Genomic DNA, 15605 nt, shown 5'->3' on the forward strand with positions numbered 1-15605 from the left:
TGACGCCCGGGATCAGCCTTGCTGAACAGTCGGCTTGGCAGCTTCTTCGCGGTTCAGGCTCCACACCGACGCATTGAGTGCAGCAGCGATTGTGACCCAGATCAGGTAGGGCACGAACAACAGCCCGGCAATCGTGTCGACCTGCCACAAGGCGAGCATTGCGCTGAACACCGTCAGCCACAACACGACGATGATCGCCATGCCCATCCGGATATTGCGCAATCCGAAAAACACCGGGGTCCAAAGCCCGTTAAAGGCGATCTGCATCGCCCAGAACGCCATTGCAATACCGTTGTTGTCGGCCATGGCGGCGCGGGCACCGGCAATGGCCATGCATGCATAAAGCACCATCCAAGTGACGGGGAACACCCAGTCCGGCGGGGTCCATGATGGCTTACTCAGGGCGCGGTACCAGGGCCCGGGTGGAAACAGACCGCCCGTGACCCCTGCCCCAAGGCAAGCCGCGAAAAAGATACAGAACAACAGCCAGAACATGACCATCACGTAGCCCGGGCGCGCGCTCCGATCAAGGCTGCCCTCTCGGACTTGCGTTTGGTCTCCAGCGACGCCAGCGCTTCGAACAGGCTGTCGCTTCGTGTGACCGGACCATCTTTGGCCGCGGCATCGACGAGGAACTGCACCTCGGGCAATGGCTTGGCAAACAGGACCGGGTTGCGCGGCATGACCATGCTGGTCCCCGTCTGGGCGACGGACTGTGCAAGCCATCCGAGTTTTTGGGCGCGGCTGGTGCGGGCGCGGGCGGAAATGCTGTCATAGTCCATCGACCGCAACCGCCCGGCGATACCCGCATAAATATGGCGGGCAGCAAAGATGCCCGGACGGCATGCACGCGGCAATGCACCCAGCCCCGCTTCGGAGCGGTAATAGAGCCTGTGCGCCTCGATCACGAGCTGTTTGACCATGCCGCGCACGGCTTTGGTCGGACGCGGGTCGGCAAAGAATGCGGCACGATCAATACCTGCGTCATCCATCCAGTCGGTCGGCAGGTAAATCCGACCCTCCAGCGCATCCTCGCCCACGTCGCGCGCGATATTGGTCAACTGCATCGCAACGCCCAGATCACAGGCGCGCGCCAACGCGTCCCGGTCGCGCACGCCCATCAGCACACACATCATCGCGCCAACGGCGGACGCCACACGCGCGGAATAGGATTTGACCCCGGACAGGGTCGCATAGGTCCGCCCCTCCGCATCCCATGCCAGACCTTCCAGCAAGGCATCGGGCAACGCGCGCGGCATGTCGAACTGTTCCACAACGGCCGTAAAGGCACGGTCGGGGGCGGCATCTTGCGGCGTACCTGCATAGACAAGGTCCAGCCGGTCGCGCAGCCGCAGAACGGCGTCGACTTTCTCGGCCTTCAGATCAACCTCGTCATCCGCCAGACGGCAAAAGGCATAGAGCGCCAGCGCAGGGTCACGTACCCGCTTGGGCAACAGCTTGGATGCGGCATGGAATGACAGCGACCCATGGCGGATCGCCTCTGTGCAGGCTTCAAGATCGCGGGGGTCCATCATGTCACGGCATCCGGAACAAGCTGGCCCAACACCTCGGCGGTTGAGATCACACCGGGCACACCTGCACCGGGATGCGTGCCTGCGCCCACCAGATACAGCCCCTCGGCTTCTTCGCTCACGTTATGCGGGCGGAACCATGCGGATTGTAAAATGCGTGGCTCGATCGAAAAACCCGACCCATGCGGCGACAAATAGCGGTCGCGGAAGGTTTCAGGAGTGAACACGGTTTCAGTGCTGATTTTCGACCCTAACCCGGGCAAAAGCTGGTCTTCGAGCACTTTGAGCATCTTGGCTTTGTAGGCGTCCGCCTCGGTTTTCCAGTCCACACCGCCATGGCCAAGATGCGGGACCGGGGACAGGACATAGAATGTGTCATCACCATCAGGCGCAACACTCGTGTCCGTGACAGAGGGACGGTGGACATAAAGGCTCATGTCGTCCGCCAGCTTGCCCTTCATGAAAATGTCATTGAGCAAGCCGGTATAGCGCGGCGCATTCAGGATCGTGTGATGGCCCACATCGGCCCAGTCCCCGCGCGTGCCCTTCGTGCCGAAATACCAGACAAACAGGCTCATCGAATAACGGGTCCGTTTGAGGCGCGCAGGCGTCCAGCGCTTTTTCGGGCGGTGGCGCAGCAGGCGGTCATAGGTGTGCCCGGCATCCGCATTGGACACGACGACATCCGCGCCCAGCTCAAGCCCGGATGCGAGACGCACGCCACGCGCCCGCCCGTTCTCCACGACAATCTCATCGACCTCCGTGTCCATCAGCAGCGTGCCGCCCTGATCCTCGATCACATCCGCCATCTTGCGCGCCATATGTGCCAGCCCGCCCATCGCGTAGTGCACCCCGAATTCTTTTTCTAGGTAGCTGACCAGAATATACATGCTGGTCACGTGGGTTGGATCACCGCCGATGAACAGGGGGTGAAAAGAAAACGCCATGCGCAGCTTTTCATTGCGGAAACGCTTGGCAGCATGGGCATAGACCGAACGATCCGCACGCAAAATGCCAAAGGTCGGCAGCACCTGCACCAGATCCCACAATTTGTGCATGGACCGGCGGCCCAAATCCTCGAACCCGAACCAGTAACGCTTGGCCGAATCCTGAAGAAACTTGTCGAACCCGGCAACGTCGCGCGGCTCGATCTTGGCCACTTCGGCGCGCACCGCCTCGGTGTCCTGCTGGGCAACGAACTTGGTCCCGTCCGGCCAGCGGATTTCATAGAAAGGGTCCAGCGGGCGCAGATCGACGTCCGCATCAAAATCATGCCCACATGCGGCCCAAAGCTCTCGATAAAGCTGCGGCACAGTGACGATTGTGGGGCCCAGATCAAAGCGATGGCCATCCTGCCAGATCGCTGACCCCCGCCCCCCGGCAGGTCCAGCTTGTCAACGACCGTCACCTTGTAGCCCTTGGCCCCAAGGCGCATCGCGGCGGCCAGACCACCGAGGCCCGCACCGATGACGATGGCGCGGTTTCCGGTCCGGGTTTCCGAATCTATGGGATCAAGGCGTGTCATCTTCTCCGAACATAGATATGTCTAGTTTGGTTGACAATTTCTTTTCCACCCATAAGCTTGGCTGCGTGCCGAAAGGCTGCCCTTCAGTGCGAAACAGATGACTCAAACGATCACTCTATCCTTCTTTCGCTTTAGCCGGTGGCGTGACCGGGCGTGGGCGCTCACCATGATGGGCGGCGCACGCATGGCCATGGCGCGCATCCCCGATCTGAGCTTTTGGAAGCTGTGTGGATCAGGCACGGGGGAAGGGTTCACACCGGTTCCCAACACGGGTGTCTATGCCATTCTGTGCGTCTGGCCGGACAATGACACAGCGACACAGCGTCTGACCGAAACAGCCATTTTCGAACGATACCGCCGGCGCGCTGATGAACACTGGACTGTGTTCCTGACACCAACGTCTTCACGCGGTGAATGGAGCGGCAAGGCGCCGTTTTCGCCTGTATCAGAGCCTGTTTCCGGCCCCCTCGCCGCCCTCACCCGCGCCACGATCAAGCCGGGCATCCTAGCGAAATTCTGGGGCCGCGTGCCTGACATCTCTGCGATGATCGGATCAGACCCGAATGTGCTCTTCAAGATCGGTATCGGCGAAGTGCCCATGCTGCATCAGATCACATTTTCCATATGGCCCGGGACGGATGAAATGGCTGCATTTGCACGCAGCAATGGGCCACATGCCGCCGCGATCAAGGCGGTGCGAGACGGCGCGTGGTTCAAGGAAGAACTCTATGCCCGCTTTGCGATCCGGGGTGACACAGGCACATGGAACGGGGTCAGCCCGCTCGAAGGACTAAACTTGCAATGACAAACACGCCCTTCCCTTTCTCCGCGATTGTCGGACAGTCCGACATGAAGCGCGCGATGATCCTGACTGCGATTGATCCTGGCATCGGCGGTGTGTTGGTGTTCGGAGATCGGGGCACCGGCAAATCCACCGCAGTGCGCGCCCTGGCCGCATTGCTGCCGCCGATCACGGCCATTGTCGGCTGCCCGATCAACGCCGCCAATCACGAAGATTGCCCCGAATGGGCCAAGATAGAGACGAAAAAGAAGCTGAAGCGCCCTACCCCGGTCATCGACTTGCCGCTAGGGGCCACCGAAGACCGTGTTGTCGGTGCCCTCGACATTGAACGCGCGCTGACACGCGGGGAAAAGGCGTTTGAGCCCGGTCTGCTGGCGCGCGCGAACCGCGGATATCTTTATATCGACGAGGTCAATCTGCTTGAGGATCACATCGTCGATCTGCTGCTGGATGTGGCCCAGTCCGGCGAAAACGTGGTCGAGCGTGAGGGGTTGTCGATCCGCCATGCGGCCCGCTTTGTTCTGGTGGGGTCAGGCAACCCCGAAGAAGGCGAATTGCGCCCGCAATTGCTTGACCGCTTTGGCCTGTCCGTCGAAGTGCGCAGCCCGAACGACGTGGCGCAACGGATCGAAGTCATCAAGCGCCGCGACCGTTTTGACAGCGATCATGCGGCTTTTATGGCGGAATACGAGAAGGAGGATGCCAAGATCCGACGCCGGATTCTGGCAGCCCGCAAGCTGTTGCCACAGATTGAAACACCTGACGACATTCTGCATGACTGCGCCGAACTGTGTATCGCCCTCGGCTCGGACGGGCTTCGCGGTGAACTGACACTATTGCGGGCCGCGCGTGCGCTGGCCGCCTATGAAAAAGCGGCCGTGCTGACCCGTGCACACCTGCGCACCATCGCACCTATTGCCCTGTCTCACCGCCTGCGGCGCGACCCGCTGGACGAGGCTGGCAGCGGCACGCGCGTTGCGCGCACTGTCGAGGCCGTGCTGGCATGACCCGCACCTTGTCCGGATGAGCGACGAGACATGGCATAATGCCGCTCTCGCGCTCAAATTGCTTGAGATTGACCCGGTTGGTCTGGGCGGAGCAGTCGTTCGCATGGCCGCCTCTCCTGCCCGCGATGCGCTGTTGGCCGAGTTTCAACCGGGCCCACCCTTACGCAAACTGCCGGTGAACATCTCGGATGAACAGCTTTTTGGTGGCATTGACCTGAGTGCGACGCTGGCGTCATCAGAAGTCATTGAAAATATTGGATTTTTTGATAAGCCCTACATGGCGGTCATCCCAATGGCAGAGCGGTGCCCTGTCGCCCTGGCCGCGAAACTCGCAACACTTGCTAATCAGGGTCTAACACAGGGCTTTCTGGCCATCGACGAAGGCATCGAGGCTGATGAGCGTACTCCTGACGTGCTGGCAGAACGGTTGGCCTTTCACATCTCGCCTCAAGGTCGCGCGCCAACTGTCCCCGCGGGGACAGCCCCGACCGGCGAGCGCGTCAACCGGGATGATGCGTTGACTCAGCTCACACTCATCGCAGCAAGGTTTGGCATTTCTTCCTTGCGCGCACCCACCTTGGCGCACAGGGCGGCGCAGGCCCACGCGTCGCTGATGGGCCGCGATCATCTGACGGAAAGTGACATCGCTGCCGCCGCGACACTGGTGTTTCCGCATCGTGCAACACGTGTGCCCGAGGCAGAACAGGCAGCGCAGGACGACACACCGCCGCCACCGCCCGAAGTCGATGAAACCGAAGGACAGGGGCGTGATCAGGATCTGAGTCTGCCAGACACCGATATGCTGATCGCCGCTGTAAAATCACTGCTGCCCGAGGGGCTTTTGACTGGGCTTGTCCCCGCAGGGACATCGCGGCAGGCCGGCGGTGCAGGCGCGGGTCAGAAACGGAAATCGAACAGGCGTGGACGCCCCCTGCCCTCTCGACCCGGACGGTTTGACGGCACGACCCGTATTGATCTGATCGCCACCCTGCGCACGGCCGCACCCTGGCAACCGCTGAGGCGTCAACAAACCCCCGACCGGCCAGGTCTGTTGTTCCGGCCTTCGGACATTCGGCTTAAGCGCTATCAAGAACAATCTGACCGTCTGCTGATCTTTTGCGTCGACGCTTCGGGCTCTGCCGCTGTTTCCCGTCTGGGCGAGGCCAAGGGAGCGATCGAGCTCCTTCTGGGCGAAGCCTATGCCAGCCGGGATCAAGTCGCATTGATCTCGTTCCGAGGAGACGCCGCCGAAGTGTTATTGCCGCCGACCCGCTCGCTGGTGCAAACCAAACGCCGCCTGTCCGCGCTGCCCGGAGGGGGCGGCACGCCGCTGGCGGCAGGGTTGCAAAGCGCGCTTGTGCTTGCGCTCCAGTCTCGAACCCGGGGGATGACGCCCACAGTGATCCTGATCACCGATGGCCGCGCAAACATAGCGCTGGACGGCAGTGCAAATCGCGCGCAAGCAGGCGAGGACGCGACACGCATTGCGCACGCGCTGCGGGCCTCAGACATTTCTGGCCTTGTCATAGACATGTCCAACCGGCCGCAGCCCGCGCTGGCAGAGTTGAGCCAAACTCTGGCCGCGCCCTATGTTCCATTGCCAAGGGCGGACGCGCATCGGCTGACCGGTGCGGTACACGCCGCATTGGATGGCTGACACATGAAATGGACTGACATCAAAAGCTGGCCCAACGCGGAACTGTCGCGCCGCGTGAATGGGCCTTTACATCGCTGGCATGTGCAAGAGGCCGGGCAGGGCAAGACCATTCTTTTGCTGCACGGAGCCGGAGGATCCACGCACAATTTTCGGGACATGATTGCGCCGCTCGCCAAGGACTATCATGTTGTAGCCGTCGATCTTCCGGGGCAGGGGTTCACGCAACTGGGGGCCCGCCACAGGTGCGGCCTTGATCCGATGGCGCAGGACATCGCTGCACTTTGCGAACAGCAAGGTTGGGACCCGGAAGTCATTGTCGGCCATTCCGCCGGTGGCGCAATTGCGTTGCGCATGGCCATGATGGATGTGTCCCCGCGGGGACACCCGCCGTTGGTCATAGGTATCAACGCGGCCCTGGGGGAATTTCCGGGCCTCGCCGGACTTATCTTTCCCTTGATGGCCAAAGCGCTCGCGGCAGTCCCATTTACCGCACGCCTCTTTTCCGGTGCGTCGGGCAATCCTGCTCGCATACAGGCTCTGATTAGCTCAACAGGCTCTGAATTAGATCAGGAGGGGCTCGACCTCTATCGTCGTCTCGTGGCGGATCGCGATCACGTGGATGCGACCTTGCTGATGATGGCGCAATGGAAACTGCAACCGCTGCTCGACAGCCTGAAAAGCCATACAGGAGCGATACGCTTTGTCGTGGGCGAGAAAGACGCGACTGTGCCGCCCACCGTGTCACTGAACGCGGCACAAAAGCTCACTGACGCAACGGTCACAAATCTGCCCGATCTCGGTCACCTCGCGCACGAGGAACGGCCCAAAGAGATGGCGCAATTGATCCTCGACTTGGCGCGGCAACACGGGATTTGACTGCTACAAATCCAACTGATCCAGCATTGCGCGCACTGCGGCTTCAAGCTTGCGCGCATCGACTGCTCCGAAATCCTGATCCATCCGCAGCTCGACTTTGCCCTTCGCGCCCGTGACCTTCACGGGTCCGGACTTGCGGTTCAGTTTCAGCGTCGTTTTCGAGGATGCAAGTGGTCGAACCACATCCCCATCCGGTTTGAATTCCAGCACTTGATTGAGGATGCTCAGTTCAGCCTCAGCCGTCTGCGGGTCGTGCGCATCCAGAACGGTTTCCAATTGGTCCCGCAAACGCGGCGTATCCTCAAGCGCCTTGATCAGTCGGAGACCTAACGCACGTGGGATTGCCTCGGGGAACTTGAGTTTAGACCCTATCAGGCCCATCAGAGCCGCAAAATGACCGATATAGTTCCTCTTTTGCCGACCTGCTGACGCATAGAGCGTCGCAATTGCTTTGCTCACATCAATCTCCATCTGGCGCGCGTATGCAGCGGCCAGCTGACCCATTTCGGCAAAGGAGATATCGCGGCGCACCAGGTTCTCGTCGATCATCCGGCGATACAGACGTTCCAGCGCTTCACCCTTAGCCACCAGCCCGGCTGGGATCGTGGCAAAGCGGTCTTCCCCGGTCTCTTTGTAAAGAGCTTTGTAAGCCTTGAGGCGGCGGAACCCCTGAACAAGTTCGTACCCGTCGCCTGTGTCCTCAACCTGGATCGGGTTGGACAGGCCCAGATCATGGATCGAGGTTTTGAGTTCGGCAAAGTCTGGATCGTCTGCAGCGCCGCGATCACGCACCAGCTTTGAAATCCGCACTTCGGCAATTGGCACGCGGGCGACGATCCCGCCGTCGCGTTTGAGGGAGACATATTCATGGGCGAGGCGGTCGTTCTCGGCGCGGATCGCGGCCTCGGCAGCCTGCCGTTCACTCATCGCCGCTGCGTTCTCGGAAATCGCAGAAGCCATCGGCCCTCGGCGTGTCGGCTCACTTGCCGGCAAGTCTTGTCCAACAGGGTCCGTCGGCGCACTCGCTTCGGGTTCAAAATCTATGTCGAATACGCGGCGCTTGCTCATGCCTCATCCTCCAGTTGGTCCCAGGCTGTTCCCAGGTTCGTTTTGAATTCGTCATACGCCCGATCAAAAGAAGCCCGCGCGCGGCGCCACGTTTCGCGAGTCATGTCGCGGTAATCCATTTCGTAAATGCTGGACAAGAACCGCCCCGATTGCTCGACCGCGCGCGTCATTTCGATCGGGTGCTGGCAGACGCGATCGCCAAACACCTTTTCAAAGGCGCCTTGCATCGCCCGGTGAAGATCATTGCCCGGCTCGTAGCGTGTCAGCAGGAACCGCAGATCCAGAAACGACTTTGGCAGCCCCATTGTCCCTGCGGGGACAAGCCCGTTGAACCGGGCAAGATCCTCAAGCGCTTCGGACAGCTGGCCGATAAAGGACGTGGTCGAATCGTATTCCCAATAGCCGGGACCAGAAGGGATATAGAGCACGTCGGCCGCAAAGACTGCGTTCATGGACTGGTAGCCGATGGCTGGTGGGCAGTCGAAAATGATCAGGTCGTAGTTGTCTGGCGACAGTTGATCGAGAAAGCGGGAAACGGCCGCAAAGAAGGACCATTCGGGATTGATGTGGCGGTACTGCGCCGAGGCGAATTCGACGAAGGCCGCATTGGCGCAACTGGGCACCAGATCAATAGTGGGCCAGTTGGTGGGCTTGATGAAGTCGGAGGCGCGCAGGGCGCTCAGACCCATGTCGGTGATCGCTGCGGGCAATTTGCGCTGGGGCAGGGCGGTTCCCGATTCCGCCCCTGTGATCGCCGAGTTCTGGCGGTCAGTTTCCTGCCCCAGATCCCGCGCCATGATGCCCCAGACGGTGTATTCCTCGGCCACGTCCGACAGGCCCATCGAATGCGACAGTGTCGCCTGCGGGTCGAAATCAACGCACAGTACCCGGTAGCCATCAAGAGCGGCGGCGTGGGCAAAGTGCAACGCAGTGGTTGATTTTCCGGCCCCCTTTGAAGTTTGCGATGGCCGCTCGGATCGCGCGTTTGTTCGGGGGACGGTAGGGCATCAGCGACTTGCGGTTGACCTTGATGCGCCGCCGCATCTCGTTGATCTCATCGAGTGTGTACCAACGTTGCCGCCCATCCTCTTCGACGATGCCCTGGGGCAGCGTGGGATCGGCGGCCAGACGCCCGCGCAAGGTCGATTGATCTCGCCTTGAAAATCAGCTCTGCGACCTCCCAGGACGAGAACCGGCGCAACGTCTTTTCGCTTTGCGGCGAATAGGTCTGCTGGCGAATAAACCCCTGCATCTTCAGCGATTGGGCCTGAAGTCGGGCGAGGTCGGAGTGTGTAAACATGTCTTGCCTGTCTTGCGCGTCCCCGTGGGGACAGTCCTTGGGTGTCCAGTTGTGGACGCTAATCCTGCTCTGAATATGATTTACGCCTGTTTTGCCAAAAATGCAAAAGGCGAATAACATGCGTTTCAATTATGCCGCCGGGCCGCACGCCAGCTCGTCAGGCCTGATTCTATGGGTCTGGTCCGGCATTGAGTACTGGCAGGGCGGACCACAATATTTCGGTGACACAAGTTCCGAGCCGACCACAGATTGGGTGACAAAAGCGCTGCATTAGGGGACAGCATGGATGTCACCCTATACCATTTAACCTCAATATTTCTTTTTGAATGAGATGGTTTCGAGGCAGCAAGAACATCCGCACTTGACAGAATCGGCGTTGTGGACGCAAATCAGAGGCAGAAGCGGAATAACGGCGAGAACCGTGGGTTAATCCCAAACCGCTGGCAGGACTGTTTGGGTGTCATCCGGACAAATACAGGACAATGAGGGCAGCAATGCAAACGCTAAGGCCGGTGGGCCGGGGCGCGTCTGCGCGCAAATACGATATCATCACTGCATTGGGCGCATTTGCGCTGGCGCAGGGAAACATGACCAGCGCCGGGTGTTGCGCCTGATCACGCTTGTAACAGCGCGCTACAATTGGGCGCGCGATGAACTGGCCGTGGGTCAGCGTGAAATTGCACGGTTATGGTCTGTCGATGAACGCACGGTGAAACGCGAGATGGCGCATCTGCGCGCGCGGGGCTGGCTGGTTGTGAAACGGCAGGGCGCGCGGGGGCGGGTCGGCCAGCATGGGTTGGATATCGAACGCATACTGAGCGACACCGCCGGGCAATGGGCGTCGGTAGGCCCGGATTTTGAACTGCGGCTTGGTCAGAGCGACGAGCCGAAGGTTATCCCGATCCCTGTGCAGGGCAATGTGCCCCCGCCAGACGTGTCAGGCGGCACTGAATGGTCTCTGGCGCAGGCCATTCTGCATCAGGATGACCCAGGGCTCTATGCCAGCTGGATCGCGAGCCTTGTCCGTGTGGAGAGGGCAGGGGGCGGGTGACGCTGCGCGCACCGTCCCGGTTTCATGGTGCCTATGTCCAGACCCATCTGGAACGCAGGCTACTGGCAGCATGTCGTGAAGTGGACAGCGATGTCACGGAAGTGCGGATTGTCATGTGAGCAGGCGCGTGAAATGCTCTGCTGATCAAGCGCCTGGTCCAGCCGCATTATTCATAGCTGGAAATAATGCGCGCCGCTGTTCCGTCGGCAACCAGGCTTTCAATCGCGTTCTTGTAAATGTCGGCCAGTTCGTCCGGGAAGCCGAGACCCGCCACAACGTAAACCGGAACGGCGTAAATCGGGTCGCCCACCTGCAAGGGTGGTTCCAGCCCCAGTTCGTTCCATACACCTGTTGCAGCCTTGGAAGACTGCGCCCAGGCATCAATCCGTCCCGCATGGAGCATCCGCGCCGATGACAACGGGTTTGCGATTTCAACGAGGTTGTCAAATTCCAGACCCGACAGCAATTGATAGGCAGAAGCGCTGGTTTCGACGCCAATGCTGCCCAATTGCCTGCCTTCCTCTATCGTGTTGACCCGGTCCCCCACGGTCAGAAAGTGCAATTCAGTGGCATCGTAAGCTGCAATCCAGCGATACAGTGGTTCGCGGGATTCGTTGCGATAAAGGACCGGCATCATACAGGTCGCATCTGTTGCCAAGACATGAAGCGTGCGCTTGAACGGCATTATTTCAAAGCGGATCGTGCGCCCTGCACGGGCCGCTGCCGCGCGCATGACATCAATTGAAATTCCAGCGTTGGTTGGCGTGTCGCCGATGATATACGGCGGATAATGGGCTGCGATGACACAATCGGCGTCGTCGTTTTGTTGCGCCTCGGCAGGAAGCGGGCCGGCAGCGATCATCGCCAGGGCCGCACTTGCAGCAAGGATGGTACGGCGCAGGTTTGCTAGGATCTGCAATGTGTAAGTCATGGGTTGAGGCTTCCCGGATCGTTTGTCGCAAGGACATCATACATGAGGTGTGGCAGCACAGGATTAATACTGTCTGAACGCCTCAGGCAGATACCTTCGGTCTCAAAACGAGTCAGACCGCCACAGGGTCAATCTGTGGCGGTCTGATATCTCATTTCGGGCGTTTGCCCGGATCAGTTTGTCTCTTCAGGCTCGGGCGAGAGTGACGCGAGATAGGCATAGAGGTTGACCGCATCCTCTTCCTTGCGGACCTTGTAGGTCATCTTGCTGCGGCCCTTGTCGCCGGTCACTTCGCGCAGATATGCCGTCGGGTCCTGCACGTAGGCCACGAACACCTCTTCGGTCACAATGACATCTTCCATGCTGGCGGCCAGTTGGTTGATATCGGAGTAGCGGAAATCCTCGACCATACCGAATTTGTTGCCGATGATGCCGTACAGGTTCGGCCCGGTCTTTGCATTGCGGCCTGCCAGCACTTCGCCTTCATCGTTTTCGACGACATGGCAGGAAATGCACTGTCGGAACGCCTTTTCGCCTTCGGCGGCGTCACCGGATGCGGCATGGCCATCCGCAAATGCGGGCAGGGCCAGTGTTGTCGCAGCCAGAAGTGTAAGAGTACGGAACATAGGTGTCTCCTTTTACAGTGTTCTTGACAAAGAACGTAGCGATATCACCATCAAGTCAACAGTAACTTTGAATTGATGCCTGTGTCGGCGTGATTTGAGGATGTGACCGGATCAGGCCACCGCATGGCTGATGGCGCATTGTTTCCACAGGTCCTTGAGCGCGTAGACCAGATGTTCAATGTCTTCGATGCTATGCAGCGGCGAAGGGGTAAAGCGCAGCCGTTCCGTGCCCTTGGGCACTGTAGGGTAGTTGATCGGCTGCACATAGATGCCATAGCGCTGCATCAGGTAGTCTGACAGCATCCGGCACTTGACCGGATCCTTGATCATCACCGGGATGATGTGGGACGGGTTTTCAAGGTGCGGGATGCCTTCCTGGTCCAGCCGCTTGCGCAGGTACGCGACCCGTTCGCGCTGCAACAGGCGTTCCTGATCGGACTGCTTGAGGTGCTGGATCGACGTGCGCGCAGCGGCCGCCACAGCCGGGGGCAGCGCGGTTGTGAAGATGAAGCCAGAGGAGAACGAGCGGATGAAGTCGCACATGGCCTCAGAGCCCGTGATATAGCCGCCTACGACGCCATAGGCCTTGCCCAGTGTCCCTTCGATCAGGGTGATGCGGTCCATCAGCCCTTCGCGCTCGGCCACACCACCGCCGCGGGGGCCGTACATGCCAACCGCGTGCACTTCGTCGATGTAGCTCATCGCGCCGTGCTTTTCGCAGACGTCGAGGATCTCAGCGATGGGGGCGATGTCACCGTCCATGGAGTAGACAGATTCGAATGCGACGATCTTGGGTGAATTGGCGGGCAGGGCGGCCAGCTTGCGGTCCAAATCTTCGGGGTCGTTGTGGCGCCAGATGACCTTGTTGGCACGGGAATGGCGGATGCCTTCGATCATCGAGGCGTGGTTCAACTCGTCCGACAGGATCACCGCGTCCGGCAGGCGGGCACCCAGCGTGCCTAGGGCCGCCCAGTTCGACACGTAACCGGAGGTGAACAGCAGCGCGCTTTCCTTGCCGTGCAGGTCGGCCAATTCGGCCTCGAGCAGCTTGTGGGCGTGGTTGGTGCCGCTGATATTGCGTGTGCCACCCGCACCGGCACCGTACATGTCGACCGCGTCCTTGAACGCCTTGGTCACGCTTTCATGCTGGCCCATGCCCAGATAGTCGTTGGAACACCAGACGGTCACCTCGTCGGGTGCGTCATCGTCGTGGCACTTGGCCTTGGGGAAGGCCCCTGATTTGCGTTCCAGTTCGGCAAAGATGCGATAATTGCCTTCCTCTTTCAGAGCGTCGATCTGAGATTGGAACAATACATCAAAGTCCATGATGTCCCCCTTGGTTTGTTTGTTGTTCTGCTTTGGGTTTGGGCGCGGGCAGCATCCAGCGCCAGAGCCGTTCGTCGGGGATGGGAAGGACCATCACCCAGTGTTCAAGAGCCGCAAGGACCGTCAGGGCCGTCAGCAAGGCGAAACCCGTGACATGCCCCTCCGTTTGCGCGGAATAGAGCCTTTCGATCCAGCATCCGGTGGCAAAGGTGAGTGCGCTGACCGACACCGGAAAGAACCAGTTGAGGCTGCGGATGCGGAAGTGGCTGGCAAGGTGGCTCAGCGCTTCGGGCAGGAATTCGACGTTGATGTGCGGCACGCCAAAGAACAGGTTCAACTTGGCCGACACGCGGGCAAAGAACAGGACTGCAAAAGTGTAGAACGCAAAGGGGTTCGGGGCCAGCCAGAGGGTCAGGCCAAGCGCGACCAGCGTCGCCCCCAGCAGCATCTCGTGATAGGCCAATGTGCCCCATGCGCGGATAAAGCGTTCCCATTCCGCTGTGTGCGGGGGCAGGGGCATCGTGTTGGGGCCGGTGACAATTCCGGTCAGGAACGCCATTTCGATCCAGCCCCACAAGGCGAGGGCCGACAGGAACGCCACGTAAATGCCAAAGACGTCTGTCTGGGACGCTGACCACCATGCGCCATAAGCGCCAAGGGCCATCAGCGGCAGGGCGGCCAAAGTGGTGTTGCGCCGTGCACGTCTGCCTGCTCGATCCGCATATCTGACCGCCATCAGGATCGTGCCGGTGGAAAACCACCAGATGAACAACGCGATCAATGCGGCGATCCAGGGGGTCATGGGCGACCCCCTGTTGCGCGAGGTGGCGTTACCGCCACCCGGTTATGCCAAACGGCGTGGCTCAATACGCAGGCTCCAACCGTGTGCTTGCCGGTACCACGTGTTTTTTGGCCGGGATCGTGTAAAGCGACACGAATGCCGCTGCTGCGCGCAGTTGCGCACCGATCTTTTTCAACCCCTTTGCCTCGGCCATGTCCGCATTGGCCTTTTGCAGCTTTTCAAGCCCGCGCTGCCAGCGGGGGTGGTCGATGTCGAGCGTGATCGGGAAGATCTGTTCCGACAGGGCAGAGGTTTTGGTGAAGACCTCATGTGCGTACCAGTCGGGATCCACCCCGAGGGCCTTGTGAAAGGCCGGGCGCTGGTGGTCACGCACGTACATCGTGCCATAGACCGCCGTCAGGAAGAATTTGATCCAGTAGACATTCATGCCGCTGGTCAATTTCGGGTCCGTCTTCATCAGCAGGGCAAAGGCCTCGCCGTGGCTGAACTCATCATTGCACCACTCTTCGAACCATTTGAAAATCGGATGGAAACGGTGTTCGGGATGCGCCTGCAGGTGCCGGAAAATGGTGATGTAGCGGGCGTAGCCGATCTTTTCCGACAGGTAGGTCGCATAGTAGATGAACTTGGGCCGGAAGTAGGTGTATTTCTTCTTCTGCGTCAGGAAGCCGAGGTTCACGCGCAGCCCGGCCTCGCGCAGGGCGTCGTTGATAAAGCCCGCGTGCCGCGCCTCGTCCCGCGCCATGAGCTGGAACAGCTGTGTGATGTCCTTGTTGGCGCCACGGCGTTTCATTTCCTTGTAAAGCACGCAGCCCGAGAATTCGGCGGTGCAGGACGAGATCAGGAAATCGATGAATTCCTTCTTCAGTTCCGGCTCCATCCCGTCCCAATCGACGGTGTCCCAGTCTTCGTTTTTCTTGAAATGGCCCTTGTTTGGGTCTGCTTCCATCTGGGCGATCAGCTTGTCCCAGTCGTCGCGGACAGGGGTGACGTCGATGGCGTCCAACTCGTCAAAGTCGGTGGTATAGAACCGGGGCGTCAGAAGCGTGTTCTGCATCGCGGTTTCGGTGGCAAATTCGGACGTGAATTTTTCATCCTGTTT

General features: G+C 59.9%; 12 protein-coding genes and 3 pseudogenes. 5 read left to right on the forward strand and 10 right to left on the reverse strand.

What is annotated here, in order from left to right; all coding sequences use genetic code 11:
- Positions 1-12: 12 nt before the first annotated feature.
- From tspO to ACERZ8_RS21110, 3 genes and pseudogenes are all read right to left on the reverse strand, one after another.
- Entirely contained in the window at positions 13-495 is a 483-nt protein-coding gene (gene tspO, locus ACERZ8_RS21100; protein WP_407594409.1) for a tryptophan-rich sensory protein TspO, read from the reverse strand.
- A gap of 5 nt (positions 496-500) precedes the next feature.
- A complete protein-coding gene (crtB, locus tag ACERZ8_RS21105) occupies positions 501-1535 on the reverse strand; it encodes a 15-cis-phytoene synthase (RefSeq protein WP_407594410.1) in 1035 nt (344 codons plus the stop codon).
- Positions 1532-3057: pseudogene (locus tag ACERZ8_RS21110) on the reverse strand (phytoene desaturase). The gene crtB and the pseudogene ACERZ8_RS21110 overlap by 4 nt, the downstream one beginning before the upstream one ends.
- A gap of 97 nt (positions 3058-3154) precedes the next feature.
- Between ACERZ8_RS21110 and crtA the strand changes: the two are divergent.
- From crtA to bchO, 4 genes are read left to right on the forward strand one after another with little or no spacing between them, the layout of a single operon-like run.
- Positions 3155-3862, forward strand: coding sequence for a spheroidene monooxygenase (gene crtA, locus ACERZ8_RS21115; RefSeq protein WP_407594411.1), 708 nt, complete (start codon positions 3155-3157; stop codon positions 3860-3862).
- Positions 3859-4866, forward strand: a complete 1008-nt coding sequence (gene bchI, locus ACERZ8_RS21120; RefSeq protein ID WP_407594412.1) for a magnesium chelatase ATPase subunit I — start codon at positions 3859-3861, stop codon at positions 4864-4866. The genes crtA and bchI overlap by 4 nt, the downstream gene beginning before the upstream one ends.
- A 16-nt stretch (positions 4867-4882) precedes the next feature.
- Positions 4883-6523 carry a magnesium chelatase subunit D gene (locus ACERZ8_RS21125; RefSeq protein ID WP_407594413.1) on the forward strand — a complete coding sequence of 547 codons (1641 nt, stop codon included), beginning with the start codon at positions 4883-4885 and terminating at the stop codon, positions 6521-6523.
- A gap of 3 nt (positions 6524-6526) precedes the next feature.
- Positions 6527-7399 carry an alpha/beta fold hydrolase BchO gene (gene bchO / locus ACERZ8_RS21130; RefSeq protein ID WP_407594414.1) on the forward strand — a complete coding sequence of 291 codons (873 nt, stop codon included), beginning with the start codon at positions 6527-6529 and terminating at the stop codon, positions 7397-7399.
- Positions 7400-7402: 3 nt separating this feature from the next.
- Here bchO and ACERZ8_RS21135 read toward each other — a convergent pair whose 3' ends face one another.
- Positions 7403-8359 carry a ParB/RepB/Spo0J family partition protein gene (locus ACERZ8_RS21135; protein WP_407594415.1) on the reverse strand — a complete coding sequence of 319 codons (957 nt, stop codon included), beginning with the start codon at positions 8357-8359 and terminating at the stop codon, positions 7403-7405.
- Between the two features lie 104 nt (positions 8360-8463).
- Positions 8464-9767 (reverse strand): annotated as a pseudogene (locus ACERZ8_RS21140) (AAA family ATPase).
- Between the two features lie 494 nt (positions 9768-10261).
- Here ACERZ8_RS21140 and ACERZ8_RS21145 point away from each other — a divergent pair.
- Positions 10262-10937: pseudogene (locus ACERZ8_RS21145) on the forward strand (hypothetical protein).
- Between the two features lie 47 nt (positions 10938-10984).
- Here ACERZ8_RS21145 and ACERZ8_RS21150 read toward each other — a convergent pair.
- From ACERZ8_RS21150 to acsF, 5 genes are all read right to left on the reverse strand, one after another.
- Positions 10985-11749 (reverse strand): substrate-binding periplasmic protein, encoded by a 765-nt coding sequence (locus ACERZ8_RS21150; RefSeq protein ID WP_407594417.1) that lies wholly within the window; start codon positions 11747-11749, stop codon positions 10985-10987.
- Positions 11750-11922: 173 nt separating this feature from the next.
- Positions 11923-12375 carry a c-type cytochrome gene (locus ACERZ8_RS21155; protein WP_407594418.1) on the reverse strand — a complete coding sequence of 151 codons (453 nt, stop codon included), beginning with the start codon at positions 12373-12375 and terminating at the stop codon, positions 11923-11925.
- A gap of 111 nt (positions 12376-12486) precedes the next feature.
- Complete coding sequence (hemA, locus tag ACERZ8_RS21160) at positions 12487-13701, reverse strand: 5-aminolevulinate synthase (RefSeq protein ID WP_407594420.1); 1215 nt, start codon at positions 13699-13701, stop codon at positions 12487-12489.
- Complete coding sequence (puhE, locus tag ACERZ8_RS21165; RefSeq protein ID WP_407594421.1) at positions 13691-14503, reverse strand: putative photosynthetic complex assembly protein PuhE; 813 nt, start codon at positions 14501-14503, stop codon at positions 13691-13693. The genes hemA and puhE overlap by 11 nt, the downstream gene beginning before the upstream one ends.
- Before the next feature lie 61 nt (positions 14504-14564).
- On the reverse strand, positions 14565-15605 hold a 1041-nt coding region (acsF, locus tag ACERZ8_RS21170), incomplete at its 5' end, for a magnesium-protoporphyrin IX monomethyl ester (oxidative) cyclase (protein ID WP_407594422.1).

The organism is Tateyamaria armeniaca, from assembly GCF_045797845.1.
Taxonomy (GTDB): Bacteria; Pseudomonadota; Alphaproteobacteria; order Rhodobacterales; family Rhodobacteraceae; genus Tateyamaria; species Tateyamaria armeniaca.